The organism is Sphingomonas sp. MA1305, assembly GCF_016107325.1.
Taxonomy (GTDB): domain Bacteria; phylum Pseudomonadota; class Alphaproteobacteria; order Sphingomonadales; family Sphingomonadaceae; genus Sphingomonas.
Window position 1 is genome coordinate 38336 of sequence record NZ_RCVT01000001.1, and the last position, 22896, is coordinate 61231.

Genomic DNA, 22896 nt, shown 5'->3' on the forward strand with positions numbered 1-22896 from the left:
TTGGGGCGGATGGACGATCTTACCCTCAACGATGGCCGCACGATGCCGCGGCTCGGCTTCGGCACCTGGCAGATTCCGGATTCGCAGGCGGCGATGGCCGTGCGCCGCGCCCTCGACCTCGGCGTGCGGCTGATCGACACGGCGGCGATCTACGGCAACGAACGCGGCGTCGGCGAGGGGATGACCGACGAGGAGGCGTTCCTGACCACCAAATTGTGGAACGACCGGCAGGGCGATGCCGAGGCGGCGCTCGACGAGAGCCTGGCGCTGCTCGGCCGCGACAGCGTCGACCTGTATCTGATCCATTGGCCGTCGCCGGGGCAGGATCGCTATGTCGAAGCGTGGCAGGCGCTGGTGAAGCTGCGCGATGCCGGCAAGACGCGATCGATCGGCGTGTCCAACTTCCTGCCCGACCATCTCGAGCGGATCATCGATGCGACCGGCGTCGTGCCCGCGGTCAACCAGATCGAGCTGCACCCGCATCACCAGCGCCGCGAGGAACGCGCCTTTCACGAACGGCACGGCATCGTCACGCAGAGCTGGAGCCCGCTCGGCCAAGGCGGCGAGCTGCTGCGCGACGCGACGATCGCCGGCATCGCGGACAAACATGGCCGCTCGCCGGCGCAGGTGATCCTCGCCTGGCACCTCGCCCATGGCCTGTCGGTAATCCCCAAGGCGGCGGACCCCGAGCATCTGCGCGACAATGTCGCGGCACAGGAACTGACGCTGCCGGCGGAGGATGTCGCGGCAATCGACGGGCTCGACCGGCAGCAGCGGATCGGCCCCGATCCTCGGACGATGTAAGCGGCGACGGTGGCTGGAGCCTAGCCGACCGCCCCGCGCAGCACCGCACGGACGCCGCGCTCGCACGGCTCATATTCGACGGCGGCCTGCAGGCTTTGCGCCATCGAGCGGATGATCCGCGTGCCAAGCCCGGTACCCTTCGGCGCCGCCTCGGCCGGCATGCCGCAGCCGTCGTCCTCGACCGCGAGCAGGAAGAAGGCGTCGTCCAGCTGTGTCAGCGCGACGCGCACCTCGCCGCCACTGCCCGGATAGGCATATTTACACGCATTGGTGACCAGTTCGGTGACGATCACGCCCAAGGACACGGCGCGGTCGGTCGGCAGACGGATCGGGTCGGCGGCAAGACGCAGCCGGTGCGGCGCGCTGTCGCTCGACAGGGTTTCGCTCAATTCCTCGATCAGCGAGCCGAGATAGTCGCGCATGTCGACGCTCTCGACATCGTTCGCCGAATAGAGGCGGCGGTGCACCTGCGCGATCGCGCCGATACGGCGTTGCGTGTCCTCCAGCGCGGCGCGCGCGGCGGGATCGGCGACGCCGCTCGCCTGCAGCCGGACCATCGCCGAGACAAGCTGGAGCGAATTGGCGACGCGGTGGTTGACCTCGCCGAGCAGCGCCTCGAGCCGGGCATTGCTGGCGCGCAGCGCCTCCTCGGCGAGCGCCTTCTCCCGCGAGAGTCGCGAGGCGTCGAGCACCTGGGCGAAGATGGCGGCGAGCAGGTCGAAGAAATCCTCGCCGACCGTCTTCACGACATAGTCGGCCGCGCCCGCCTTCAGCGCCGCGACCGCGATCCGTCCCTCGTCCGAGCCGGTGACATAGACGACCGGCGGCGGCGACGGCAAAGCGGCGAGCCGGGCCAGCGTCTCCAGCCCGTCCATCCCCGGCATGTAATGATCGACCGCGACCAGATCGAACGGCTCCGCCGTCGCCAGCGCCAGACCCTCCGCGCCGCCGTCGGCCAGGGTCACCTGATAGCCGCGCCGCGCCAGGGCACGCGCCGCCAACCGCCGGATACCGGCGTCGTCGTCGATGTACAGGACGCGGGGATCGGTGCTCACTGTTCCTCGATCTCGGGGACCTGGATCACCGACAGGAACAGGCCGAGCTGGCGGATCGCCTGGGCGAAGCTTTCGTAATTCACCGGCTTGGTGATGTAGACGTTGCAGCCGAGGTCGTAGCAACGCTGGATCTCGACCTTGTCGTCGGTGGTGGTCAGCACGACGACCGGCGTACGCTTGAGCGGGCTGCCTTCGGCCTTGATCTTGGCCAGGATGTCCGTGCCGCTCATGTCAGGGAGATTGAGGTCGAGCAGGACCAGCGCCGGGCCGTTCTTGGCGGGCCCGTCGGGCGCCTCGAACAGAAAGTCGAGCGCCTGGGTGCCATCGGTGAAATGCTTGATCTCGTTCAGGATGCCGGCGCGGCGGATGTTCTTTTCGATCAGTCGGGCGTGGCCTTCGTCATCCTCGATCATGACGATGCCGACGGATTGGTGGGCGTTCATTTGCTGTCCTGCACTTCAAAGGTCTTGGGGAGGGAAAGGCGGAAGGTGGCGCCTTCGCCGAGCGTGCTGTCCACCTCGATCGTCCCGCCGAGGCGATAGGCGAGCGCGCGGACGTGCGCCAGTCCGATGCCTTCGCCGGGCTGGTCCTGCGGCCCGGAGCGGCGGAACAGGTCGAAGATCCGTTGGTGATCACGGGGATCGATGCCGCGGCCATTGTCGGTGACCGACAGGATCACCCGTCCGCGCCGTTCCTCGCCCGCCACGCCGATCCGACCCGGCCGCCCAGGTTGCAGATATTTGGAGGCGTTCTCGATCAGGTTGGAGAGGATCTGTTCCAGCGCGACGCGGTCGGTGACGAGGGACGGCAGCGGGCGCTCGATGGTCAGCGTCACGCCGCGATCGTCGAGCACGTGGCGGATCGACCCCTCGATCCCCTCGACCACCGCGACCGGGTCGATCCGCTCCGGCGCGATGACGCGGCGGCCCTCCCGCGACAGTTTGAGGATGGCGTTGATCAGCCGATCCATCTTCTGCGTCGAGGCGCGGATGAAGCCGATCGCCTCCGGCAGGTCCTCGCGGACCGCCAGTCGTGCATCCTCGGTGACGAGGCCGGGGCATTCCGCCTCCGCCCGGTCGATCAATTCGGCCAGCGGCGTCGTCGCGGCGGACAGTTCGGCGGTGAAGCCCATCACGTTGACCAATGGCGAGCGCAGATCGTGGCTGACGATATAGGCGAAGCGCTGGATCTCCTCATTGGCGCGGCTGAGGTCGGCGGTGCGCTCCTGCACGGTCTCCTCGAGATGCTCGTTGAACCGGCGCAGGTCGTCGCGCGACGCGGCGAGATCGCGGGTGTAGCGCATCATGGTCAGCAACGAGGCGAGCATCACCAGGACCAGCAGCACGCCGGCGACGGCGAGAATGACGTAGAAGGTGCGCAGGCTGGCGCGCTGCGCCGCATCGCGGGTCGCGAGCAGCCGTCGTTCCTCCGTCGCCATTCGGTCGAAGGCAGCGCGGATCATCGTCAGGCGGCGGACGCTGGCTTCCTGATGGAACAGCACCATCGCCTCGGTCATCTGGCCCTGCTCGATCAGCGCGATCGACTGGGTGCGCAGGGCGAACAGCGCGCCGAGCATCCGGCGCAGCTCGGCCATGGTCGCGCGCTGGCGGGGATTGTCGCTGGTCAGCCGCTGCAGACGATCGAGCGCCTGCGGCAGCTGCACAGACCAGCGGCGATAGCCGTCGCGATAATCGGGATTGGCGGTAAGCAGATAGCCGCGGCGCGACGCCTCCGCCTGTTCGATCAGGCGGCGCGCGGTCGCGATCGACAGTTCGACGTCATAGGTATGGACGATCGCCCGGCTATGATCCTGGTTGCGCGCCGTCGCCCAGGCTGCGGCGATCCCGGCTGCGACCAGGGCGAGGAAGCCGATTGCCAGGAACGACAGCATGACGCGGCCGAAGCGTTCCTGCGAGACGGTGAAGCGGTTGCGGATGGTAGCCAGCACTTGGCGTGCTTAGGGCAGGGCTGCTGGCTTGCCTAGCCGGGGTCGGCCTATCCTGGGTTGACCCGGCAACCGCGCGCTACAGCAGCAGGTCTTGCGCGCCGGCCCGGCCGATCCGGCCGCCGCCGCTGCGCCGGTCCATTTCCGCATTGGCGGTGAAGCGGATGTCGGGATCGCGGTCGGTCAGGAAACCCATCAGGCTTTCATGATCCAGTTCGCGCCATTCCTTGCCGCGATGCGGGCCGTAGCGGACGCGCGGCAGCAGGCCGGGATCGCGCGACCATTCCAGCAATTGCGCGAGACTCGCCTCGTTAAGCTGGTCGCGCAGGTGAAAGGCGGTGACATAGGCGTCGGGAAAGGCGCGATGGACGGGCAGCCCGCGCTGCTGGTCGAGGCCGTCCGGCCGGCGCCAGTAGCGCAGCACCTGGTTGGAGAAACTGGGCGAGTCGGGCCACAGCCGCAGCGCGCACTTCCACGTGCAGATCCAGTCGGCGCCGTGGGTCAGATTGGCGGTGCAGAATTGCTGCTCGAAATCGGCGCGATGCGCGGCCAGCGCGACCCGACGCGGATAGGGATCGAGCACCCGCCGCGCCACATCATGCCACCACGGTGCCTCGGCGACATCCTCGTCGAGGATGTGGTGGATCGCCTGAGTGATCGGCGGGATGGCGCGACCGGGATTGACCAGGATCGAGCCACCTTCGCCTTCCAGTTCCCAGCGACCCGATGGCTGCAGCGCGACGTCCTGCCAGCCGATCTCGCACACGCCATGCGCGGGCGGCGCGCTGCCCGTGGTTTCGAGGTCGATGACGCGGATGATCTGAGGGGTGGGACGCATTGCGTCCAACATGGGTTGTCGGGGGGCAAATCGCCAGCCCTATCCTCCCCGGTACGGGGAGGTGGCAGCGCGACAGCGCTGACGGAGGGGGCTCCCCCCGCGACGCAGCGCTCGCGGAAATGCACCTCCACCAGCTTCGCTGGTCCCCCTCCCCGCGAGCGGGGAGGAGTAACGCGCTACCGCCAATCCTCGCCGTCGACGTCCAGTTCGCGCACGCCGCGCCGCTGGCGCGCGCGGTCGACCAATTTACGAATCCCCTCCCGCCGTTCCCGGGCGGCGGGCACGTCGCGTAGCACGAACTGGGCGTTGCCGGTGGTCCGGTCGGTCGAGGTGATGGTGATCGTGCCGATGTCGGTGAGCTGGTTGACCAGCGAATAATCGACGCGGATGTCCTTGATCCGGTACAATTCGATCTCGTCGATCGACTTCATCACCAGCCCGCGCCGGACGATCAGCCGCTGGTCCGTGACCTCATAGCTGGTTGCCATATTCTGCAGCCAGCGCACCGCCAGGATCACCAGCCCGACGCCGATCACGCAGGCGAGGATCGTCATCCAGCCGAGGAAGCTGCCCAGCAGCCAGCGGCCGGTGCTCGACCGGAAAGCATCCACCTCTCGCTCGGCGATATAGGTCCCCACCATAGGGTCGAAGCCTATCGGACGCGTCGGTGCTGTCAATTGCGCACGACGCCGCTGGCGGCGAGTTCGCCATCGACCTCGGCGAGCAGCCGGTCGAGCCCGGCCCGGTCCGCCGCCTCGGCGCGCAGGGTCAGCATGTCCTGCGTGTTCGAGGCGCGCAGCAGCCACCAGCCGTCGGCGGTGGCCACCCGGACGCCGTCGATCGTCGTCGGCTCCGCGCCGCGTGCCTCCAGCCGGCCGCGGACCTCGTCGACCACCGCCCATTTGCGGCTCGGGTCGACCGGGATGCGGACGTCGGGCGTGTTGACCAGCTGCGGCATCGTCGCATGCGCCTCGGTGAGCGAAACGCCGGCATCGTGGAGGGCACCAATCAGCTGCACCGCGGCATATATGGCGTCGTCGCAGCCGTACCAGCCGTGGCGGAAGAAGATATGGCCGGACAATTCTCCGGCGATCGGCGCATCGTGCGCGATCATCGCCTCCTTCATCAGGCTATGGCCGGTCGATCCCATCACCGCCCGGCCGCCCAGGGCGGCGATCCGGTCGAACAGATACTGCGAGGATTTGACGTCGGCGACCACCGTCGCGCCGGGGCAGGCGGCGAGCACCGGTGCCATGATCAGCGCGAGCAGCTGGTCGCCCCACAGCACGCGACCCTCGCCGTCGACCGCGCCGATGCGGTCGCCGTCGCCGTCGAAGGCGATGCCGAAATCGAGCCTCTTGTCACGCACCAGACGCTGCAGGTCGGCGAGGTTCGCCTCCTCGGTCGGGTCGGGGTGGTGATGGGGGAAGCGGCCGTCGACGTCCGTGTAGAGCAGGTGATGCTCGCCGGGCAGATCGCGCGTCAGTCGCTCGACCACCGGTCCGGCGGCACCGTTGCCGCAGTCCCAGCCGATCCGATAGGCGCCGCCGCGGTGCCCGGCGCGCAGCCGCGCGACATAATCGGCCATCACATCCACGTCCTCGACGCGGCCGCTGCCAGCGCGCCAGGCACCGCTGGCGGCGAGGCGGGCGAGGTCCTGCACGTCGTCGCCGAAGAAGGAGCGGTGGCGGAACACCAGCTTGAATCCATTGTCCGCCGGTGGGTTGTGGCTGCCCGTCACCTGCACGCCGGCATCGACGTCCAGCGTCGCCTCGGCGAAATAGAGCATCGGCGTCGGCCCGACGCCGATCCGCACCACGTCCGCGCCGCTGTCCGTCAGCCCCGCGACCAGGGCGCGTTCCAGCTCCGGCGAGGTCAGCCGCCCGTCGCGGCCGACCGCGATCCTGCGCCCGCCTGCGGCCAGCACGCGCGTGGCGAAGCCGCGACCGACGGCATAGCCATCCGCCGGGCCGAGATTGCGCCCGACCGTGCCCCGCACGTCATATTCGCGCAGGATGGCGGGATCGAAGACGTGACGGTCGATCATGCCGGATCGGGCCGGAGGGCAGAGGCCCTCAAGACAGTCGCTCGAGCAGCAGGTCGCGCGCGGCATTGGCGCGCCGCGCATCCTCGGCCGAACCGCCGCGATCGGGGTGAACCTCGGCGAGCAGTCGCCGGTGCGCGGCGCGGATCGTCGCCGCATCGGCATCGTGGCCGACTCCGAGCAGTCGCCGTGCCGCCAGTTCCGGCGTCGTCCTGGGCTTGGGCGCCGGTCGCAGGTAGCGCCAGGCGAGCCAGATCGCCGCCAGCGCGATCAGCCATTTCACGAGGCGTCCGCGAACAGCGGCAACGTCGGTTCGGGCAGTTGCAGCGCCGCCATCATCTCCCGCAATTCCTGGCGCGCGGCGACATGGCCCAGGCCCATGGCGCCGAATTCCTTGGAATCGATCATGGTCAGCCCGGCCGGGAACATCTCGCGATAGATCACGCGCTCACCGAGGCCCGGGATGATGCGGAAGCCGACGCGCTTGGCGAGCTGGGCGAGGGCATCCGACACGCGGCGCATGTTGCGCGCCTCGATATGCTGCAGGCGGTTGCGCAGCACCACCCAATCGATCTGCGTGCCGTCGGCACGCGCGCGCTGCTTGCGCGCGTCCCAGATCAATTCGGAATAGAAGCTCGGTCGGGTGACGTTGAACGTCTCCGGATCGACCTGGCCGATCAGGTCGAAGTCGACGAAACTGTCGTTCATCGGCGTGACCAGGGTGTTGGACAGCGCCGCGGCCGTGCGCGCGAAATGATCGTCGCGACCCGGCGTATCAACGATCAGGAAATCCGCGCCCTCCGCGAGTCGATGCCACTTTTCCTCGAAAACATCCTCGTGGACGCCGTCATGGGTGTCGTGGATCGGCATCGGCAGGTCGCTGCCGGTACGGCGCATGGTCGCGGCGCGGTTGTCGAGATAGCGGCCGACCGTACGCTGGCGATGGTCGAGATCGAAACAGGCGACCCGCGCGCCCTTCGCCGCCAGCGCGATCGCGACATGGACGGCGGTGGTCGACTTGCCCGTGCCGCCTTTCTCATTGGCGAAGACGATGACATGCGGGCCAGAGCCGGAATGGGCAGGAACAGGGGGGCCGTCGGCCACTGGTCGCTTCCTTGTTGATCGTTGGTTGCTCCCTTCATAGAAGCCGCGCGCTCATTGTTCGAGGGGGTAAGCGCGTGCAGACGGTCCGGGACTTGAATGGCCTTCGCGAGGCGATCGCCGGCTGGCGTGCCGACGGCAGCCGAATCGCGCTCGTCCCGACGATGGGCGCGCTCCATGCCGGCCATCTCGCCCTGGTCGAGGCGGCGCGGCGGCCGGGGACCAAGGTCGTCGCCTCGATCTTCGTCAATCCCCGGCAGTTCGGCCCGAACGAGGACCTCGCCCGCTATCCCCGTCGCGAAATGGCCGATTCGCGCCTGTTGACCGACGCCGGTTGCGACCTGCTCTGGATGCCGCCAGTCGAGGTGATGTATCCGGATGGCTTCGCCACCACGGTCAGCGTCGCCGGGGTCAGCGACGGCTTCGACGGGGCGGCGCGCCCCGGCCATTTCGACGGCGTCGCGACCGTCGTCATCAAATTGTTCAACCAGGTCGGTGCCGATGCCGCCTATTTCGGCGAAAAGGACTTCCAGCAGCTCGCCGTGATCCGCCGCCTGGTCGCCGATCTCGACCTGCCGATCGAGATCGTCGGGGTGCCGACGCAGCGCGACGACGACGGCCTCGCGCTGTCCTCGCGCAACATCTACCTCGACGAAGAGCAGCGGGCGAAGGCGACGGCGCTGCCGCGTGCGCTGGGCGTCGCGGCGCGCGCGATCGGCCGCGGCGACGACGTCGAGACAGCGCTGGCCGAGGCGCGGACCGCCTTGGTCGCAGCAGGCTTCGAGATCGATTATGTCGCGCTCGCCGATGCCGAGACGCTGGCCGCCGACCCTGCCGCCGACCGTCCACGCCGCCTGCTCGCCGCGGCACGAATGGGATCGACCCGCCTGATCGACAACATCGCTATCGAGGCGGATAGCTGATCATTATGGTTCTTTTGGCGTTAACCATTTCGTAGCAGGCGATGCCCCACAGTGACCCCATGAATAAAAGGGGTGACCGATGGGCAACAGTCTCAAGAGTGCGCAATTTCTTCTAGAAAGTCGGTTCCGGGACGCGGCCAGCGGCCGTCCCGAAGCCTTGTTCGATCTGGGCGTCTGCTATTCGACCGGCACCTCGGGGGCGGGTATCGACCTGATCGAGGCGCATAAATGGTTCAATCTGGCGGCGATGTACGGTCTGGCCGAAGCCGCCGATGCGCGCACCGAGGTGGCCGAGGACATGACCGCCCGCGAGATCGCCGAGGCGCAGCGCCAGGCGCGCGCGTGGCTCGGCACGACCCAGCGCCGCGCGGCGTAAGCATCGACGGTTGTAACCGCCCATCGCTGGACGACCCCTTCATCGTTCTCGCGGCGTTCGCCGGGACGATGGAGTGTGCGGGATACATCCCAAAGACTGTCATTCCCGCGCAGGCGGGAATCCAGAACCTCTCACCTTGCAGCAAGAGGCGCAACGGTAGCGCGTCTGGATTCCCGCCTGCGCGGGAATGACGGATGGTGGTTATCCAGCCTTCTTCTTTGCCGGGGCCTTCTTCGCGGCAGGCTTTGCCGCGCCCTTCGCCGCCGTCTTCTTGGCCGGTGCCTTCTTCTTGCCCTTCGCGGGCGGTGCCGCCGCGGCGCGCGCGTCGATCAGCTGCGCCGCCTCCTCCAGCGTCAGCGCGTCGGGGGTCACCGACTTGGGCAGCGTCGCATTGGTCGTGCCGTCGGTGACATAGGGGCCGTAGCGCCCCTCCATCAGCTTGATCTCCGCCTCGGTCCGCGGATGCTTGCCCAGTTCCTTGAGCGGGGCCCGCGCCGCGCCGCGCTGCGGCCGGCCGCCGCCCGCCGCCGCGTCCGCCAGCTTGGCGACCGCGGCGTTCATGCCGGTCTCGAACACCTCGGCGGTCGACTGCAACCGGGCATATTTGCCGTCATGCGCCAGATAGGGGCCATAGCGGCCGATCGAGGCGGTGATGTCCTTGCCCGTTTCCGGATGCTGGCCGATCGTCCGCGGCAGGCTGAGCAGCTTCAGCGCCCATTCGAGATCGAGCTCGCCGATGTCCTTGGGGATCGACGCGCGCTTTGCCTCCTTGCCCTCGCCGAGCTGGATATAGGGGCCGAAGCGCCCCGACTTGCGCTCGACCTCCAGACCGGTGGCCGGGTCCTTGCCGAGGTTTTCCGGTCCCGTATCCTCGCCGGCCGCGCCGCCAGCCTGCGCGAAGCGGCGGGTGAATTTGCACTCGGGGTAATTGGAGCAGGCGATGAACGCGCCGAACCGGCCGCCGCGCAGCGCGAGCCGACCCTCGCCGCAATTCGGGCACAGCCGCGGGTCGGAGCCGTCCGCCTTTTCCGGAAACAGATAGTCGCCCAGGAACTGGTCGAGTTCGGCGGTGATTGCACTCGGCTGCTGCTCCATCACCTCGGCGGTGCGCGGCTTGAAGTCGCGCCAGAAGGCTTCCAGCACCGCCTGCCATTGCGCACGGCCGCCGGACACGTCGTCCAGCTCCTCTTCCAGCTCGGCCGTATAATCGAAGCCGACATATTTCTCGAAGAAGCGTTCGAGGAAGGCGGTCACCAGCCGGCCGCTTTCCTCGGCGAAGAAGCGGTTCTTCTCGACCCGGACATAGCCGCGGTCCTTCAGCGTCTTGATGATCGAGGCATAGGTCGACGGGCGGCCGATCCCCAATTCCTCCATCCGCTTGACCAGCGACGCTTCAGAGAAACGCGGCGGCGGCTGGGTGAAATGCTGTTCGGCATCGACGGCCTTCTTCGCCGGCGCGTCGCCGTCGCGCAGCCGGGGCAGGCGACGCGCCTCCTCATCCTGCGAATCGTCGGTGCCTTCCTCGTAGAGCGCGAGGAAGCCGGGGAACATCACCACCTGACCGGTGGCGCGCAGCACGTTGCGCCCGGTGCCGTCGGCCATCTCGACCGTCGTCCGCTCCAGCCGAGCGGACGCCATCTGGCTGGCGAGCGCGCGCTTCCAGATCAGGTCATAGAGGCGTGCATGGTCGCCGCCGCCGACCCGGTCCTTGCCGAAATCGGTCGGCCGGATCGCCTCGTGCGCTTCCTGCGCGTTCTTCGCCTTGGTCTGATATTGGCGCGGCGAATCCGGCACGTAATGGGCGTCATAGCGGTCGGCGATCGCCTTCCTCGCGGCGGAAATCGCGCTGCCGTCCATCTGCACGCCGTCGGTACGCATGTAGGTGATCGCGCCGTCCTCGTAGAGGCCCTGGGCGATCCGCATCGTATGGTCGGCCGAGAAGCCGAGCTTGCGCGCCGCCTCCTGCTGGAGCGTGGAGGTGGTGAACGGCGGCGGCGGATTGCGCGTCGCCGGCTTGGTCTCGACCGACTGGACGGTGAACTTGCCCGCCTCGACGTCCGCCTTGGCGGCGAGCGCGTCGCCCTGATTGCCGATCGACAGGCGGTCGAGCTTCTGGCCCTTCCACGTCACCAGCCGTGCGGTGAACGGCGTGCCGTCCTGCTCCATCTGCGCGGTCACCGACCAATATTCCTGCGCAACGAACTTCTCGATCTCGCGCTCGCGGTCGACGATCAGGCGCAGCGCCACCGACTGGACGCGGCCCGCCGACTTCGCGCCGGGCAGCTTGCGCCACAGCACCGGCGACAGCGTGAATCCGACCAGATAGTCGAGCGCGCGACGGGCACGGTAGGCGTCGATCAGGTCGGTATCGAGTTCGCGCGGGGCGGCCATCGCCGCGGTCACCGCCGGCTTGGTGATCGCGTTGAACGTCACCCGCTGCACGTCCTTGGGCAGCGCCTTCTTGGCGCGCAGCACCTCCTGCACGTGCCAGCTGATCGCCTCGCCCTCGCGATCGGGGTCGGTCGCCAGGATCAGGCGGTCGGCATGCTTCGCCTCGTCGGCGATCGCCTTCAGCTGGCGCGTCTTGTCGGCGTAATTCTCCCATTCCATCGCGAAGCCGGCATCCGGATCGACGCTGCCGTCCTTCGCCGGCAGGTCCCGGACGTGGCCGTAGGAGGCGAGGACGCGATAGTCCGCACCGAGGTACTTTTCGATGGTCTTCGCCTTGGCGGGCGATTCGACGATGACGAGTTGCATGACGGTCGTATAAGGTCCTTGCGTGTACGCGCGAGGGTGGAAAGCCGGCGCGGCCACTGTCAACAGGGGGCTGGACGGATGTGGGGATTTTGGCGCCGGCGGCGCAAGTCGTGATCGACGGCGGCACCCGCGAAGGGCACGACCGCGCGCAGCTGGAGCGGCTGACCTTCTTTTCCGACGCGGTCTTCGCCATCGCCATGACCCTGCTGGTGGTCGAGGTGAAGCTGCCCGCGCTGCATCACCCGACCGGGCCGCAGCTCGGCCAGGCGCTGCTCGACCTGATCCCCAATTACGTCGGCTTCCTGGTCAGCTTCCTTGTTCTCGGCCGGTTCTGGCTGGCGCACCACGAGGTGATGGGCTTGCTCAAGGCGGCGGACAAAAGGCTGGTGTCGGTCAACCTCTTCCTGCTGCTCGGCGTCGCGTTCATGCCGTTCCCGACCGCGATCATCAGCGAATACGTCCAGCTGCGCGTCGGCATCGGCTTCTACACCGGCTGGCTGATCCTGCTCGGCCTGCTCAACCGCCTCCTGATCCGCAGCATCATCAAAAATCCGGCGCTGCTCGACCACGGCATGACCGTGGAGGATCTCGCTCCTTTTCTGCGACGCAGCTGGATCCCGATCCTGATCGGCCTCGCCGCCTTCGCCGGGGGCATGGTGACCTGGATGGCGGCACTCGCCGTGCTGATGATCGGCAGCCCGCTGATCTCCGTGCTGGTCGGACGATATGCCGGGCGGCGCCGGGGGTAAGTCGGCTGGGAAGACTGGGTGTCCGCGTCCGGGGAAGCGGAAAGACCGCTTACGGGAACGCCGATGGCGATCGCCGACAGAGCGCGGCCCCGCCTTTCCCGAAAAGGATGATGAAGTGAGAAACCCGCTATTGGCCTTGCGGGAAGTGCTGAACCTCACCCGGTATGTCGATCCAATGGTGTTTGGACTGTTCCCAGACTGACCGCGATGGTGCGGAGAAGGTTGGATCAGCGATTGACCCGAGCGCAACGCCGAGAAGGTCAGGCTGCTTCGCCAGCTTGAGAAAAATCGTCGAGCCGCACACCGGGCAGAAGAATGTCTCGACCTTGTTTCCTACAGCCGAGACACGTTCATAGGCTTTCGCCTCACCAGCTATGGCGGCCTGATCCATTCGGTAATACGCCAGCACACCAAACGGCGCGCCGGTTCGTTTCTGACAATCGACACAATGACAAGCGATCGTGATAAGCGGACGCGAAGGCAGGTCTATCGTCAACTGATTGCACTGACAGGCTGCTTTCATTGTCGCATCCGCTCTATCTGCCAACCCTGTTGTAGCGGCCTGCCGCTTTCCCGCAAACGAACCCATTGCGGTGGAGTCGTCCGAGTCGTCTAAGGCGACGGTAGTCTGCGGCGCCTGCTTCCCTAGATCCGTTCCCAATTGCTCTTTCCCGAAAGGGCATGTCGGAGACGGAGAAACGGGCAAGATCGCGCATATCGAACGGCAGTGTCGGGTAGCCCGGATCACCAGCCTGCCCGACCGGGGTGGGCGCCAGCGACCGCTTGGGCGTCATGGTCGCTCCAACGGCAACCGCGCCCGCGAAGGGATCCGCTCCGCCAAAGAGCCCATCACCGAACACCCCCTCCCGCACGCAGGACAATCGCTGTCCTACAAAGGTTCGAAACGCTATGATCCGGCAGGCGTGCACGGCGCCTTCGCTCTTTCTCATCGATGATGACGGCTTTCGCACGAATCGAGAAGTGCGAGTGCCGAGACCGTTCGGGTTTGACGCAGCAATCGTTCGTCAGCGGGGTCGAAGATAGCACGTTCAGGCGTCAATTCTGTCAAGACTCGCGCGGCTGCTACCCGCTGACGCGACCGCCGGCATGGCGCTCGAGCCGACCGGCGAGCTCCAGTTCCAGCAATATCGTCTGTACCACCGCGGGGGCGAGGTCCGACTGGCGGATCAGCTCGTCGACCGGCACCGGTACAGGGCCGAGCAGCGCCGTTACCCTGGCGCGCTCGCGATCGGAGGCATCGGCGGGCGGCGGCGCCTCGAACGGGAGGGCCGGCGCACGGACGCTGCGCGGGTCGATCGGGCGGATCTGTTCGAGCACGTCGGCGGCGGTCTGAATCAGCGTCGCGCCTTCGCGGATCAACAGATTGCACCCCTGCGCGCGCGGGTCGAGTGGGCTGCCGGGTACCGCCATCACCTCCCGGCCCGCTTCGTTCGCGAGGCGGGCGGTGATCAGCGACCCGGACCTGGGTGCCGCCTCCACCACCACGGTGCCGATCGCGAGGGCCGCGATGATCCGGTTGCGGGAAGGGAAGTGGCGGGCGAGTGGCTGCGCACCGGGCGGTTGTTCGGCGATCAGCAAGGACCGCTCCGCGACGCTTTCCTGCAAGGCGGCGTTTTCGGGCGGGAAGGCGATATCGATGCCGCTGGCGATGACCCCGATGGTGTGCGGCATCGCGCCGGCATGAGCGGCGGTGTCGATGCCGCGCGCCAGGCCGGAGACGATCGTCACGCCCTCCGCCGCGAGATCGTGCGCCAGCCCGCGCGCGAAGCGACATGCGGCGGCCGACGCATTGCGGGCGCCGACGATCGCGACACAGGCGCGGCGGGCGAGGGCGATGTCACCGCGAACGATCAGCACCGGCGGGGCGCTGTCCAGTTCGGCGAGCAAAGGGGGGTAGTCTGGGTCGCCGAGGAACAGGTGCCGCGCGCCGAGCCGGTCGACGGTGGCGATCTCCTGCGCCACGACCGCCGGATCGGGAATGCGCGGCGCCTGCCCGCCACCGCGCCGCGCCAGCATCGGCAGCGCCGCCAGCGCCGCGGCAGGATCGGCGAAGCGCGCGATCAACTGGCGGTAGGTGACGGGACCGACTCCCGGCGTGCGGATCAAGCGTAGATGGTCGAGGACGGGGTCTCCCACGACCGCCTCAGCTCAGTCGCGTTTGTCGCCGCCGATGCGCGGCTCCGTCCCCGTCGCCAGCCGCTCGATATTCTCGCGGTGCTTCCACAGCACGATCGCGGCGAGTGCGAGCAGCAGCATGACCAGGTCGAACCGCCCGAACACCGCGGCGCCGACCGGCGCGGCGACGGCCGCGGCCATGCCGGCGACCGACGAGATTCTGATCAGTGCCAGCAGGCCGAGCCAGACGACGGCATAGAGCAGCCCGATCGGCCAGTGGAGGGCCAGCACGATGCCCATCAGCGTCGCTACCCCCTTGCCGCCGCGGAAGCGCAGCCAGACCGGATAGCAATGGCCGATGAAAGCGGCGGCCGCGGCGACCGGTTCGTTGCCCGGGAACAGCCAGGCGATCAGCCAGACCGCGACGGCCCCTTTCAGCAGATCGAGCAGCAGCGTCGCCGCCGCGAGTCCCTTGCGGCCGGTGCGCAACACGTTGGTCGCGCCGATATTGCCCGAGCCGATCTGGCGCAGGTCGCCCGCCCCGCCGATCCGCGTCAGGATCACGCCAAACGGGATCGAGCCGAGCAAATAGCCGATCACCAGCGCGAGCGTCGGCGCGATCCAGAGAATGTCGGTCTGCAAACGGCCCCCTTCCGTTCCGCATGATAGCGGGGCCGATCGGGATTGACCACAACATCGATCGCGTGGGTCGGTTCGCGGAATTTCGGGCGGTCACGGCTGGCCCATGCCGCGATGCGAAGGATACTCGCCGGGCTTTGCCAGGTGTACGCCGCGCTTCTATGGCGGCCGCGATGGACGCGCGGCCGATCCTGTTTTTCGATTCGGGGGTGGGGGGCCTGTCGGTGGTCCGTCCGGCGCAGGCGCTGCTGCCCCGTGCGCCGCTCGTCTACGCCGCCGATTCCGCGGGCTTTCCTTATGGCATCAAGACGGAAAGCGAGATCGCCGCCCGCGTGCCGGCGTTGCTCGGGCGACTGGTCGAACGCTATCGCCCGCGACTGGTGGTGATCGCCTGCAACACCGCCTCGACGATCGCCCTGCCGGCGGTGCGTGCCGCGCTCGACGTGCCGGTGGTCGGTACGGTCCCGGCGATCAAGCCCGCCGCCGCGCTCAGCACGACGCGCGTCATCGGCGTGCTGGGCACGGAAGCGACCGTGCGCCAACCCTATGTCGACGATCTCGCCGCGCGCTTCGCCGCCGATTGCCTGGTGCTCCGCCACGGCTCGGCACGGCTGGTCGATCTGGCCGAGGCGGCGCTTGCGGGAACGCCGCCGCCGCCCGAGGCGCTGGCCGGGGAACTGGCTGGTCTGTTCGGCCAGCCCGGCGGCGCGGCGATCGACGTGATCGTCAACGCCTGCACGCATTTCCCACTGCTGGAGACCGCGATGGCGGCGGTGGCGCCTGCGGGGGTACGCTTCGTCGATGGCGGCCCCGGCATCGCGCGGCGCATCGCCACGCTGACCGAGGGGCAGGACTGGCCCGCCGCCGCCGGACTGGCGCGGCTCGTCTTCACGCAAGTCGGTGCGCGCGAACAGGCGATCGCAAACGGGCTCGCCCGCCACGGCTTCGGCGCGGCGGAGCAGCTTTAGCCGCGGGAAGGCTGGGACAATTTGTCCAAGCCGTCGATGACGGTCAGTGCTTTTCTCCACTGGCATGGGAGCGATGCGAAGGTTACATCGGCTCTCCATGAACAGCGACGGCCTCGTGACCCATCCGGTCATCCCCCGCTCCGCCGGTGACGCGCGCGTCGACTATTCGCGCGTCTTTACCCAGGCGATCGACCGGTTGCATGCCGAAGGCCGCTACCGTGTCTTCATCGACATCCTGCGCAACAAGGGCATGTTCCCCAATGCGCGGTGCTTCGCCGGGCATAACGGGCCGAAGCCGATCACCGTCTGGTGCTCCAACGACTATCTCGCCATGGGCCAGCATCCCAAGGTGATCGCGGCGATGGAAGAAGCTCTGCACGACGTTGGTGCCGGCTCTGGCGGCACCCGCAACATCGGCGGCAACACCCATTACCACGTCGATCTGGAGTCGGAACTCGCCGATCTGCACGGCAAGGAAGCGGCGCTGCTGTTCACCAGCGGCTACGTCTCGAACGAGGCGACGCTCTCCACCATGGCGAAGATCCTGCCGGGCTGCGTGATCTTCTCCGACGAGCTCAATCACGCCTCGATGATCGCCGGCATCCGCAATGCCGGGTGCGAGAAGCGGATCTTCCGCCACAACGACCTTGCCCATCTCGAGGAACTGCTGGCGGCCGAGGATCCGTCGGTGCCCAAGCTGATCGCGTTCGAGAGCGTCTATTCGATGGAGGCCGACGTCGCGCCGATCGCGGCGATCTGCGACCTCGCCGATAAATACAATGCGCTGACCTATCTCGACGAAGTGCATGCGGTCGGCATGTACGGGGAGCGCGGCGGCGGCATTTCGGAACGCGATGGCGTCGCGCACCGGCTGACGATCATCGAGGGGACGCTGGGCAAGGCGTTCGGCGTGATGGGCGGTTATATCGCCGCCGACCGCACGATCGTCGACGTGATCCGCTCCTACGCGCCGGGTTTCATCTTCACCACCTCGCTGTCGCCCGTGCTCGTCGCCGGGGTGCTCGCCAGCGTCCGCCACCTCAAGGCGTCGAGCGTCGAGCGCGAGGGACAGCAGGCGGCGGCGTCGATGCTGAAGGCGATGCTCAGCGAGGCCGGTCTGCCGGTGATGCTGGGCGAGACGCATATCGTGCCGGTGCTGGTCGGCGATCCGGTCAAGGCCAAGGCGATCAGCGACATCCTGCTCGCCGAATATGGCGTCTACGTCCAGCCGATCAATTATCCGACGGTGCCGCGCGGTACCGAACGTCTGCGCTTCACGCCGGGGCCGAGCCACGACGAGGCGATGATGCGGGAACTGACCGGCGCGCTGGTCGAGATCTGGGGCCGCCTCGACCTGCGCAAGGCGGCCTGACGGCTCAGTCGAGGAAGCCGCAGACGATCGTCAGCACGCCCAGTCCGATCGACAAGGGCACGCGCATGGCCATCCAACCGGCCGGCGCGATGCCCGCATCGGCAAGCCGGCGATCGACCAGCAGGGTCAGCAGCACGCCCGATCCCAACAGCACCAGCGCCAGATCGGTCGGCACGACCCGGCTGATCGCAAGCAGGATGACGAAAGCGGTCAGGATCGGCGGCACCACCGCGATCGTCGCCAGCCGCCCCTGGCCGGCAGACTGACGGCACATCGCGAATCCCCACCAGATGCCACCGAGGAAGCTCAGGATCAGCGCGGCATAGCCGAAGGCAAAGAGCGGACCGATGTCGCTGGCCGGATCGAGCGCCGACACTGCGGTCGCGGCGATCTGCGGGAGCAGTCCGGCATAGCCGAGGATCAACGGCGACTCGCCGATCTGGCCGATGCCATGCGTCGGAAGAGCGGGCGCCACTGGCGTGGGCGGCGCCCGCGACTGATCCGGATCAAAGTTCATGCGCCGCCAACCGTGGGCGTACGCTAACGTTCCCTCGTGACCGACATGGGCGCGACGAAGCGCATTCCAGAGGTGGAAATCCCCGCCATGCAGGGCTAAGGCCGCCGCATTCATCCTTTGTCGGGACGCCATACGCCTTGCGCATTGCCCTTGCTTCCGATCATGCCGCCGTCGCGCTGAAAGCGGCGCTCGCCGATCACGTCCGTTCGGCGGGTCACGAGGTGCTCGATCTCGGTACGGACGGTACCGCCAGCGTCGACTATCCGGATTATGGCTTCGCCATTGCCGAAGCGCTGGCCGACGGGCGGGTCGAGCGGGGGATCGCGCTCTGCGGTTCCGGCATCGGCATCATGATCGCCGCCAACCGCAATCCCGCCTGCCGCTGCGCCTTGGTGTCGGAGCCGCTGTCCGCACGACTGGCTCGAACTCACAACGACGCCAACGCCATCGCAATGGGCGCGCGCCTGATCGGCGAGGAGATGGCCAAGGCCTGCGTCGATGCCTTCCTGTCCGCCGATTTCCAGGGCGGCCGTCACCAGCACCGCGTCGACAAATTGTCGCGAAAGGATTGACCCGATGAGCACCCAGCCTGTCCATACCGACGCGATCCGCGCCGACGGTTTCTTTACCCGTGGTCTGGCCAATGCCGATCCGGCGGTGTTCGCCGGCGTCACCCACGAACTGACCCGCGAGCAGACGCAGATCGAACTGATCGCGTCGGAAAACATCGTCAGCCGCGCCGTGATCGAGGCGCAAGGTTCGGTGTTCACCAACAAATATGCCGAAGGCTATCCGGGCAAGCGCTATTACCAGGGGTGCGCGCCGTCGGACGAAGTCGAGACGCTGGCGATCGAACGCGCCAAGCAGATCTTCGGCTGCCAGTTCGCCAACGTCCAGCCGCATTCGGGCGCGCAGGCGAACGGCGCGGTGATGCTGGCGCTGGTCAAGCCGGGTGACACGATCCTCGGCATGAGCCTGGATGCCGGCGGTCACCTGACCCATGGCGCGCGCGCGGCGATGAGCGGCAAGTGGTTCAACGCCGTCCAATATGGCGTCGATCCGGTGACCCACCTGATCGACTACGACCAGGTCGAGGCGCTGGCGATCGAGCATCAGCCGAAGCTGATCATCGCCGGTGGCAGCGCCTATCCGCGCGTCATCGACTTCGCGCGCTTCCGTGCGATCGCGGACAAGGTCGGCGCCTATTTCATGGTCGACATGGCGCATTTCGCCGGCATCGTCGCCGCCGGCCTGCATCCGACGCCGTTCGGCCATGCGCATGTCGTCACCACGACGACCCACAAGACGCTGCGTGGTCCGCGCGGCGGCATGATCATGACCGACGACGAGGCCATCGCCAAGAAGATCAACTCGGCGGTGTTCCCGGGCCTGCAGGGTGGGCCGCTGATGCATGTCGTGGCCGCCAAGGCGGTGGCGTTCGGCGAGGCGCTGCAGCCGGAATACAAGACCTACATTGCCGCGGTGGTGGAGAATGCCAAGGTTCTGGCTGCGACGCTGAAGGAGCGCGGCGCCGACGTCATCGCGGGTGGCACGGACACGCATTTGGCGCTGATCGACCTGCGTCCGCTCGGCATCACCGGCAAGGACGCGGACGAGGCGCTGGAACGCGCCGGCATCACCTGCAACAAGAACGGCATCCCCAACGATCCGCTGCCGCCGGTCAAGACCAGCGGCATCCGCGTCGGCTCGCCCGCCGGCACGACGCGCGGTTTCGGTCCGGCCGAGTTCCGCGAGATCGGCCATATGGTCGCCGACGTGCTCGACGGTCTGGCGAAGAAGGGCGAGGCGGGGGACCCCGAGGTCGAGGCGAACGTTCGGAGCCGCGTGCGCGCGCTCTGCGCACGCTTCCCCATCTACGAAGGATAAGCCATGTCGAAGATCGAAGAGGTCCAGGATACCGTCAAGCACACCCCGGGCCTGGGCAAGAAAATGGCCAAGTACGGCGCGATCGGCGCGGTGGTGGCGATCCCCGTGCCGTTCGTCGGCCCGGTGTTCGGCGCGATCGTCGGCGCCGGCGTCGCTTATGCACGCCGCAACAAGATCTAAGGGCACGAACGACCCGACATGCGATGCCCATTTTGCGGCCATGAGGACAGCCAGGTAAAGGACAGCCGCCCCACCGAAGATGGGGCGGCGATCCGCCGTCGGCGCCAGTGCGAAGGCTGCGCCGCACGCTTCACCACCTTCGAACGCATCCAGCTGCGCGAATTGTGGGTGCTGAAGAGCGAGAACCGGCGCGAGCCGTTCGACCGCGAGAAACTGCTCCGCTCGGTCGCGATCGCGACCCGCAAGCGGCCGATCGACCCGGTGCGGATCGAGAAGCTGGTCAGCGGCATCCAGCGCCAGTTGGAAACGGCGGGTGACGGCGAGGTGTCGTCGAAGCGGATCGGCGAGATGGTGATGGAAGGTCTGAAGGGACTCGATTCCGTCGCCTATATCCGCTTCGCCAGCGTCTATCGTGACTTCAGCGAAGCTCGGGACTTCGAGGAATTCGCCGGCAGCGTCGAACAGGCGGGGCGCGACTCGTGAGCCAGCCCGTCATCATCCTGGTGCGGCCGCAGCTCGGCGAAAATATCGGCAAGGCGGCCCGGGCGATGCTGAATTTCGGCCTGACCGAAATGCGGCTGGTCGCGCCGCGCGACGGGTGGCCCAACCCCAATGCCGGGCCGGCGGCGAGCGGCGCCGACGTGGTGTTGGAGCGGGCGAAGGTGTTCGACACGGTCGCCGATGCCGTCGCCGATTGCGCGCATGTCTATGCGACGACGGTGCGCAAGCGCGGCGTCACCAAGCCGGTCGTCACGCCCGAGGAAGCGGCGCGGGCGATCCATAGGGAGGCTGGCCGTTCTGCCTTCCTGTTCGGGCCGGAACGGTCGGGTCTGGAAACGGACGACGTCGCGGTGGCGCGGACGATCCTGACCGTGCCGATCAACCCGGAATTCGGCAGCCTCAATCTCGCCCAGGCGGTGATCCTCTGCGCCTACGAATGGTCCAAGGGGCAGGGATTGGCGCAGCCGCCCCAGGTCGAGCTGCCCGATGTCGCGCCGCAAATCGAGCTGGATGGCATGATCGGCCAGCTCGAGGAGATGCTGGACCATGCCGGTTATTTCTTCCCGCCGGATCGCACGCCCGCAACCAAGCGGACGCTGCGCACCTTGCTGACCAAGCCGGGCTGGTCGAGCCAGGAGATCCGCACCCTGCGCGGCGTGCTGTCGACGCTGGCGCGGCCGCGGGAGCGGTAGGCGCCCACTCCGCCGTCCACACGCTCAGCGGAGCGCCGCTTTCGCCGCTTTCAGGTCCTCGACGAAACGGGCGAACTCGTCTTCCTTCTGCGCCGGATCGGGCAGGCGCAGCAGGTAGCTCGGGTGGACGGTGATCCAGGCTTCGCCACCCTCGGCGAGCGCAATGGCGCGGCCTCGCTCGCGGCCGATCGTCACCACCCGGCCGAGCAGCGACCGCGCCGCCGTCGCACCCAAGGCAACGGTCACTTGCGGCCGGACGAGCAGTCGTTCCTGCTCGATCCACCAGCGGCACGCCTCGATCTCGCCCGCTCCCGGTTTGGCGTGGATACGGCGCTTGCCACGCTGCTCGAACTTGAAATGCTTGACCGCATTCGTGACGTAGACCCGGCTGCGGTCGATGTCCGCCGCCGTGACTGCGCGATCGAATACCTGCCCGGCGGGACCGACAAAGGGTTTGCCGGCAAGATCCTCCTGATCGCCCGGCTGCTCGCCGACGAACATCATCGCCGCGTCGACCGGCCCCTCACCGAACACCGTCTGCGTCGCAGGCTTGTAGAGCGGGCAGCGGGTACACGCCATCGCCTCCTCACGCAGCGCCGTCCACGCGGCCTCGCTGTTGCCGCCCGGTGCGGCCCGCGCCTGTTCGATCATGCCGCTCTCCCGCGCCTGCGCACCTGCGATCAATTCCCCGACCAACGCGGTTTCGGGCATGTTTTTCCAGTATTTCCGCGGCATCTCCTTGAGCATCGCGCCGATCTTGACGCGTGCCGGATTGAAGATGCTGGCGTAATAGGTCTTCCACACCTCTTCGACCGGATCGCCCTCTGGCGCGTCGGCGCGAGTGGCGCCGGGACCTTGGGTCAGCGCCGCACCGTCCCAATGCAGCGATACCTCAGGCGTCAGGATCGACCAGCGCATCGAGGCGAAGCGATTGACGAAGAAGGCGGCGTTGGCGCGGACGATATGATGCTCGGGCTCGAACCAGGCGACGTAGCGACTGCCGTCGCCGTCGGGCATTTCCCGAAAGCGCAAAAAGGCGCGCATCTTGTGGATGTCGCGCCGCACGTTCTTGGCGATCGTCTCCAGCCGGCGCAGCAGCGGATCGGCCTTGTCCTCCATCGCGCCCGGTGTGCGACGCAGGCGGACGAGCAGACGGTAGAGCAGCGCAAAACGCTCCGGATCGGCGGCGAGCACGACGCTGCGCGCCAGGTCGACGAAGCTGCGCGGCACCGAAAAGCCGCCGCCGGCCGTCGCCGCCACCGGGGTTGCAGCGGTGGCGAACAGGTCGGTCGCCGCCGCGCCGACCTGCCACACGATGTCGTCGGGCGGCGTATCCGACGCCGCCAGCGCCCGGGCGGCGTCGCGCCAGCCGTCGAAATCATCGGTTTCGGCCAGCGTGACGACGTGCATGG

General features: G+C 67.7%; 25 protein-coding genes. 11 read left to right on the forward strand and 14 right to left on the reverse strand.

Annotation, left to right across the window (positions count from 1 at the left end; all coding sequences use genetic code 11):
- The first annotated feature begins 9 nt into the window (after positions 1-9).
- Positions 10-804 carry an aldo/keto reductase gene (locus D9601_RS00190; protein WP_198351944.1) on the forward strand — a complete coding sequence of 265 codons (795 nt, stop codon included), beginning with the start codon at positions 10-12 and terminating at the stop codon, positions 802-804.
- Between the two features lie 20 nt (positions 805-824).
- Here the strand turns inward: D9601_RS00190 and D9601_RS00195 are convergent, their stop codons facing one another.
- The 8 genes from D9601_RS00195 to D9601_RS00230 all read right to left on the reverse strand — a co-directional run bounded on the left by D9601_RS00195 (position 825) and on the right by D9601_RS00230 (position 7790).
- Entirely contained in the window at positions 825-1859 is a 1035-nt protein-coding gene (locus D9601_RS00195; protein WP_198351945.1) for a response regulator, read from the reverse strand.
- The gene (locus D9601_RS00200; protein WP_198351946.1) at positions 1856-2302 is read right to left on the reverse strand and encodes a response regulator; all 447 of its coding nucleotides are present in this window, start codon (positions 2300-2302) and stop codon (positions 1856-1858) included. The genes D9601_RS00195 and D9601_RS00200 overlap by 4 nt, the downstream gene beginning before the upstream one ends.
- On the reverse strand, positions 2299-3807 hold the full coding sequence (locus tag D9601_RS00205) for a sensor histidine kinase (RefSeq protein WP_332837862.1): 1509 nt from the start codon (positions 3805-3807) through the stop codon (positions 2299-2301). The genes D9601_RS00200 and D9601_RS00205 overlap by 4 nt, the downstream gene beginning before the upstream one ends.
- A gap of 76 nt (positions 3808-3883) precedes the next feature.
- Complete coding sequence (locus D9601_RS00210) at positions 3884-4642, reverse strand: exonuclease domain-containing protein (protein WP_198351947.1); 759 nt, start codon at positions 4640-4642, stop codon at positions 3884-3886.
- 176 nt (positions 4643-4818) lie between these two features.
- Positions 4819-5283 carry a PH domain-containing protein gene (locus D9601_RS00215; RefSeq protein WP_198351948.1) on the reverse strand — a complete coding sequence of 155 codons (465 nt, stop codon included), beginning with the start codon at positions 5281-5283 and terminating at the stop codon, positions 4819-4821.
- 32 nt (positions 5284-5315) lie between these two features.
- Complete coding sequence (gene pgmG, locus D9601_RS00220; RefSeq protein ID WP_198351949.1) at positions 5316-6689, reverse strand: phosphoglucomutase/phosphomannomutase PgmG; 1374 nt, start codon at positions 6687-6689, stop codon at positions 5316-5318.
- 28 nt (positions 6690-6717) lie between these two features.
- A complete protein-coding gene (locus D9601_RS00225; RefSeq protein ID WP_198351950.1) occupies positions 6718-6969 on the reverse strand; it encodes a J domain-containing protein in 252 nt (83 codons plus the stop codon).
- Positions 6966-7790: a division plane positioning ATPase MipZ gene (locus D9601_RS00230; protein ID WP_198351951.1), complete on the reverse strand. Its 825-nt coding sequence runs from the start codon at positions 7788-7790 to the stop codon at positions 6966-6968. Before D9601_RS00230 ends, D9601_RS00225 begins: the two co-directional genes overlap by 4 nt.
- A 74-nt stretch (positions 7791-7864) precedes the next feature.
- Here D9601_RS00230 and panC point away from each other — a divergent pair, with 74 nt between their 5' ends.
- Positions 7865-8710 (forward strand): pantoate--beta-alanine ligase, encoded by an 846-nt coding sequence (panC, locus tag D9601_RS00235; RefSeq protein WP_198351952.1) that lies wholly within the window; start codon positions 7865-7867, stop codon positions 8708-8710.
- A gap of 79 nt (positions 8711-8789) precedes the next feature.
- Positions 8790-9086 (forward strand): SEL1-like repeat protein, encoded by a 297-nt coding sequence (locus D9601_RS00240; RefSeq protein ID WP_198351953.1) that lies wholly within the window; start codon positions 8790-8792, stop codon positions 9084-9086.
- Positions 9087-9287: 201 nt separating this feature from the next.
- Here the strand turns inward: D9601_RS00240 and topA are convergent, their stop codons facing one another.
- On the reverse strand, positions 9288-11843 hold the full coding sequence (gene topA, locus D9601_RS00245) for a type I DNA topoisomerase (RefSeq protein WP_198351954.1): 2556 nt from the start codon (positions 11841-11843) through the stop codon (positions 9288-9290).
- Between the two features lie 80 nt (positions 11844-11923).
- Between topA and D9601_RS00250 the strand changes: the two genes are divergently transcribed.
- Complete coding sequence (locus tag D9601_RS00250) at positions 11924-12592, forward strand: TMEM175 family protein (protein WP_332837863.1); 669 nt, start codon at positions 11924-11926, stop codon at positions 12590-12592.
- Between the two features lie 127 nt (positions 12593-12719).
- Here D9601_RS00250 and D9601_RS00255 read toward each other — a convergent pair whose 3' ends face one another.
- The 3 genes from D9601_RS00255 to plsY all read right to left on the reverse strand — a co-directional run bounded on the left by D9601_RS00255 (position 12720) and on the right by plsY (position 15370).
- Complete coding sequence (locus tag D9601_RS00255) at positions 12720-13115, reverse strand: GFA family protein (protein WP_198351955.1); 396 nt, start codon at positions 13113-13115, stop codon at positions 12720-12722.
- A 560-nt stretch (positions 13116-13675) separates the two neighbouring features.
- Complete coding sequence (gene dprA, locus D9601_RS00260; protein ID WP_198351956.1) at positions 13676-14749, reverse strand: DNA-processing protein DprA; 1074 nt, start codon at positions 14747-14749, stop codon at positions 13676-13678.
- 12 nt (positions 14750-14761) lie between these two features.
- Positions 14762-15370, reverse strand: a complete 609-nt coding sequence (plsY, locus tag D9601_RS00265; RefSeq protein ID WP_232473749.1) for a glycerol-3-phosphate 1-O-acyltransferase PlsY — start codon at positions 15368-15370, stop codon at positions 14762-14764.
- Between the two features lie 170 nt (positions 15371-15540).
- Here plsY and murI point away from each other — a divergent pair, with 170 nt between their 5' ends.
- Both murI and hemA read left to right on the forward strand, forming a co-directional pair.
- Positions 15541-16335, forward strand: coding sequence for a glutamate racemase (gene murI, locus D9601_RS00270; protein WP_198351957.1), 795 nt, complete (start codon positions 15541-15543; stop codon positions 16333-16335).
- Positions 16336-16432: 97 nt separating this feature from the next.
- Positions 16433-17707: a 5-aminolevulinate synthase gene (hemA, locus tag D9601_RS00275; protein WP_198351958.1), complete on the forward strand. Its 1275-nt coding sequence runs from the start codon at positions 16433-16435 to the stop codon at positions 17705-17707.
- Between the two features lie 4 nt (positions 17708-17711).
- Here the strand turns inward: hemA and D9601_RS00280 are convergent, their stop codons facing one another.
- Entirely contained in the window at positions 17712-18224 is a 513-nt protein-coding gene (locus tag D9601_RS00280; RefSeq protein WP_198351959.1) for a DUF3429 domain-containing protein, read from the reverse strand.
- A gap of 137 nt (positions 18225-18361) precedes the next feature.
- On the opposite strand from D9601_RS00280, the gene rpiB reads away from it, so the two are divergent.
- From rpiB to D9601_RS00305, 5 genes are read left to right on the forward strand one after another with little or no spacing between them, the layout of a single operon-like run.
- Positions 18362-18796: a ribose 5-phosphate isomerase B gene (gene rpiB, locus D9601_RS00285; protein ID WP_198351960.1), complete on the forward strand. Its 435-nt coding sequence runs from the start codon at positions 18362-18364 to the stop codon at positions 18794-18796.
- A 4-nt stretch (positions 18797-18800) separates the two neighbouring features.
- Positions 18801-20111, forward strand: a complete 1311-nt coding sequence (gene glyA / locus D9601_RS00290; RefSeq protein ID WP_232473750.1) for a serine hydroxymethyltransferase — start codon at positions 18801-18803, stop codon at positions 20109-20111.
- A gap of 3 nt (positions 20112-20114) precedes the next feature.
- Positions 20115-20291: a hypothetical protein gene (locus tag D9601_RS00295; RefSeq protein ID WP_198351961.1), complete on the forward strand. Its 177-nt coding sequence runs from the start codon at positions 20115-20117 to the stop codon at positions 20289-20291.
- An 18-nt stretch (positions 20292-20309) separates the two neighbouring features.
- Entirely contained in the window at positions 20310-20774 is a 465-nt protein-coding gene (gene nrdR, locus D9601_RS00300; protein WP_198351962.1) for a transcriptional regulator NrdR, read from the forward strand.
- Complete coding sequence (locus D9601_RS00305) at positions 20771-21484, forward strand: RNA methyltransferase (RefSeq protein ID WP_198351963.1); 714 nt, start codon at positions 20771-20773, stop codon at positions 21482-21484. The genes nrdR and D9601_RS00305 overlap by 4 nt, the downstream gene beginning before the upstream one ends.
- Positions 21485-21508: 24 nt before the next feature.
- On the opposite strand, the gene D9601_RS00310 is transcribed toward D9601_RS00305, so the two are convergent.
- Positions 21509-22894, reverse strand: coding sequence for a UdgX family uracil-DNA binding protein (locus tag D9601_RS00310; RefSeq protein WP_198351964.1), 1386 nt, complete (start codon positions 22892-22894; stop codon positions 21509-21511).
- Positions 22895-22896 lie beyond the last annotated feature (2 nt).

Bases quoted from the DNA above. Each gene is read 5' to 3' on its own strand.
- D9601_RS00190 (WP_198351944.1), top strand. From the start codon at position 10: ATGGACGATCTTACCCTCAACGATGGCCGCACGATGCCGCGGCTCGGC.
- D9601_RS00200 (WP_198351946.1), bottom strand. From the start codon at position 2,302: ATGAACGCCCACCAATCCGTCGGCATCGTCATGATCGAGGATGACGAA.
- D9601_RS00210 (WP_198351947.1), bottom strand. From the start codon at position 4,642: ATGCGTCCCACCCCTCAGATCATCCGCGTCATCGACCTCGAAACCACG.
- D9601_RS00215 (WP_198351948.1), bottom strand. From the start codon at position 5,283: ATGGTGGGGACCTATATCGCCGAGCGAGAGGTGGATGCTTTCCGGTCG.
- pgmG (WP_198351949.1), bottom strand. From the start codon at position 6,689: ATGATCGACCGTCACGTCTTCGATCCCGCCATCCTGCGCGAATATGAC.
- D9601_RS00240 (WP_198351953.1), top strand. From the start codon at position 8,790: ATGGGCAACAGTCTCAAGAGTGCGCAATTTCTTCTAGAAAGTCGGTTC.
- topA (WP_198351954.1), bottom strand. From the start codon at position 11,843: ATGCAACTCGTCATCGTCGAATCGCCCGCCAAGGCGAAGACCATCGAA.
- D9601_RS00255 (WP_198351955.1), bottom strand. From the start codon at position 13,115: ATGAAAGCAGCCTGTCAGTGCAATCAGTTGACGATAGACCTGCCTTCG.
- murI (WP_198351957.1), top strand. From the start codon at position 15,541: ATGGACGCGCGGCCGATCCTGTTTTTCGATTCGGGGGTGGGGGGCCTG.
- hemA (WP_198351958.1), top strand. From the start codon at position 16,433: ATGAACAGCGACGGCCTCGTGACCCATCCGGTCATCCCCCGCTCCGCC.
- D9601_RS00280 (WP_198351959.1), bottom strand. From the start codon at position 18,224: ATGAACTTTGATCCGGATCAGTCGCGGGCGCCGCCCACGCCAGTGGCG.
- glyA (WP_232473750.1), top strand. From the start codon at position 18,801: ATGAGCACCCAGCCTGTCCATACCGACGCGATCCGCGCCGACGGTTTC.
- D9601_RS00295 (WP_198351961.1), top strand. From the start codon at position 20,115: ATGTCGAAGATCGAAGAGGTCCAGGATACCGTCAAGCACACCCCGGGC.
- nrdR (WP_198351962.1), top strand. From the start codon at position 20,310: ATGCGATGCCCATTTTGCGGCCATGAGGACAGCCAGGTAAAGGACAGC.
- D9601_RS00310 (WP_198351964.1), bottom strand. From the start codon at position 22,894: ATGCACGTCGTCACGCTGGCCGAAACCGATGATTTCGACGGCTGGCGC.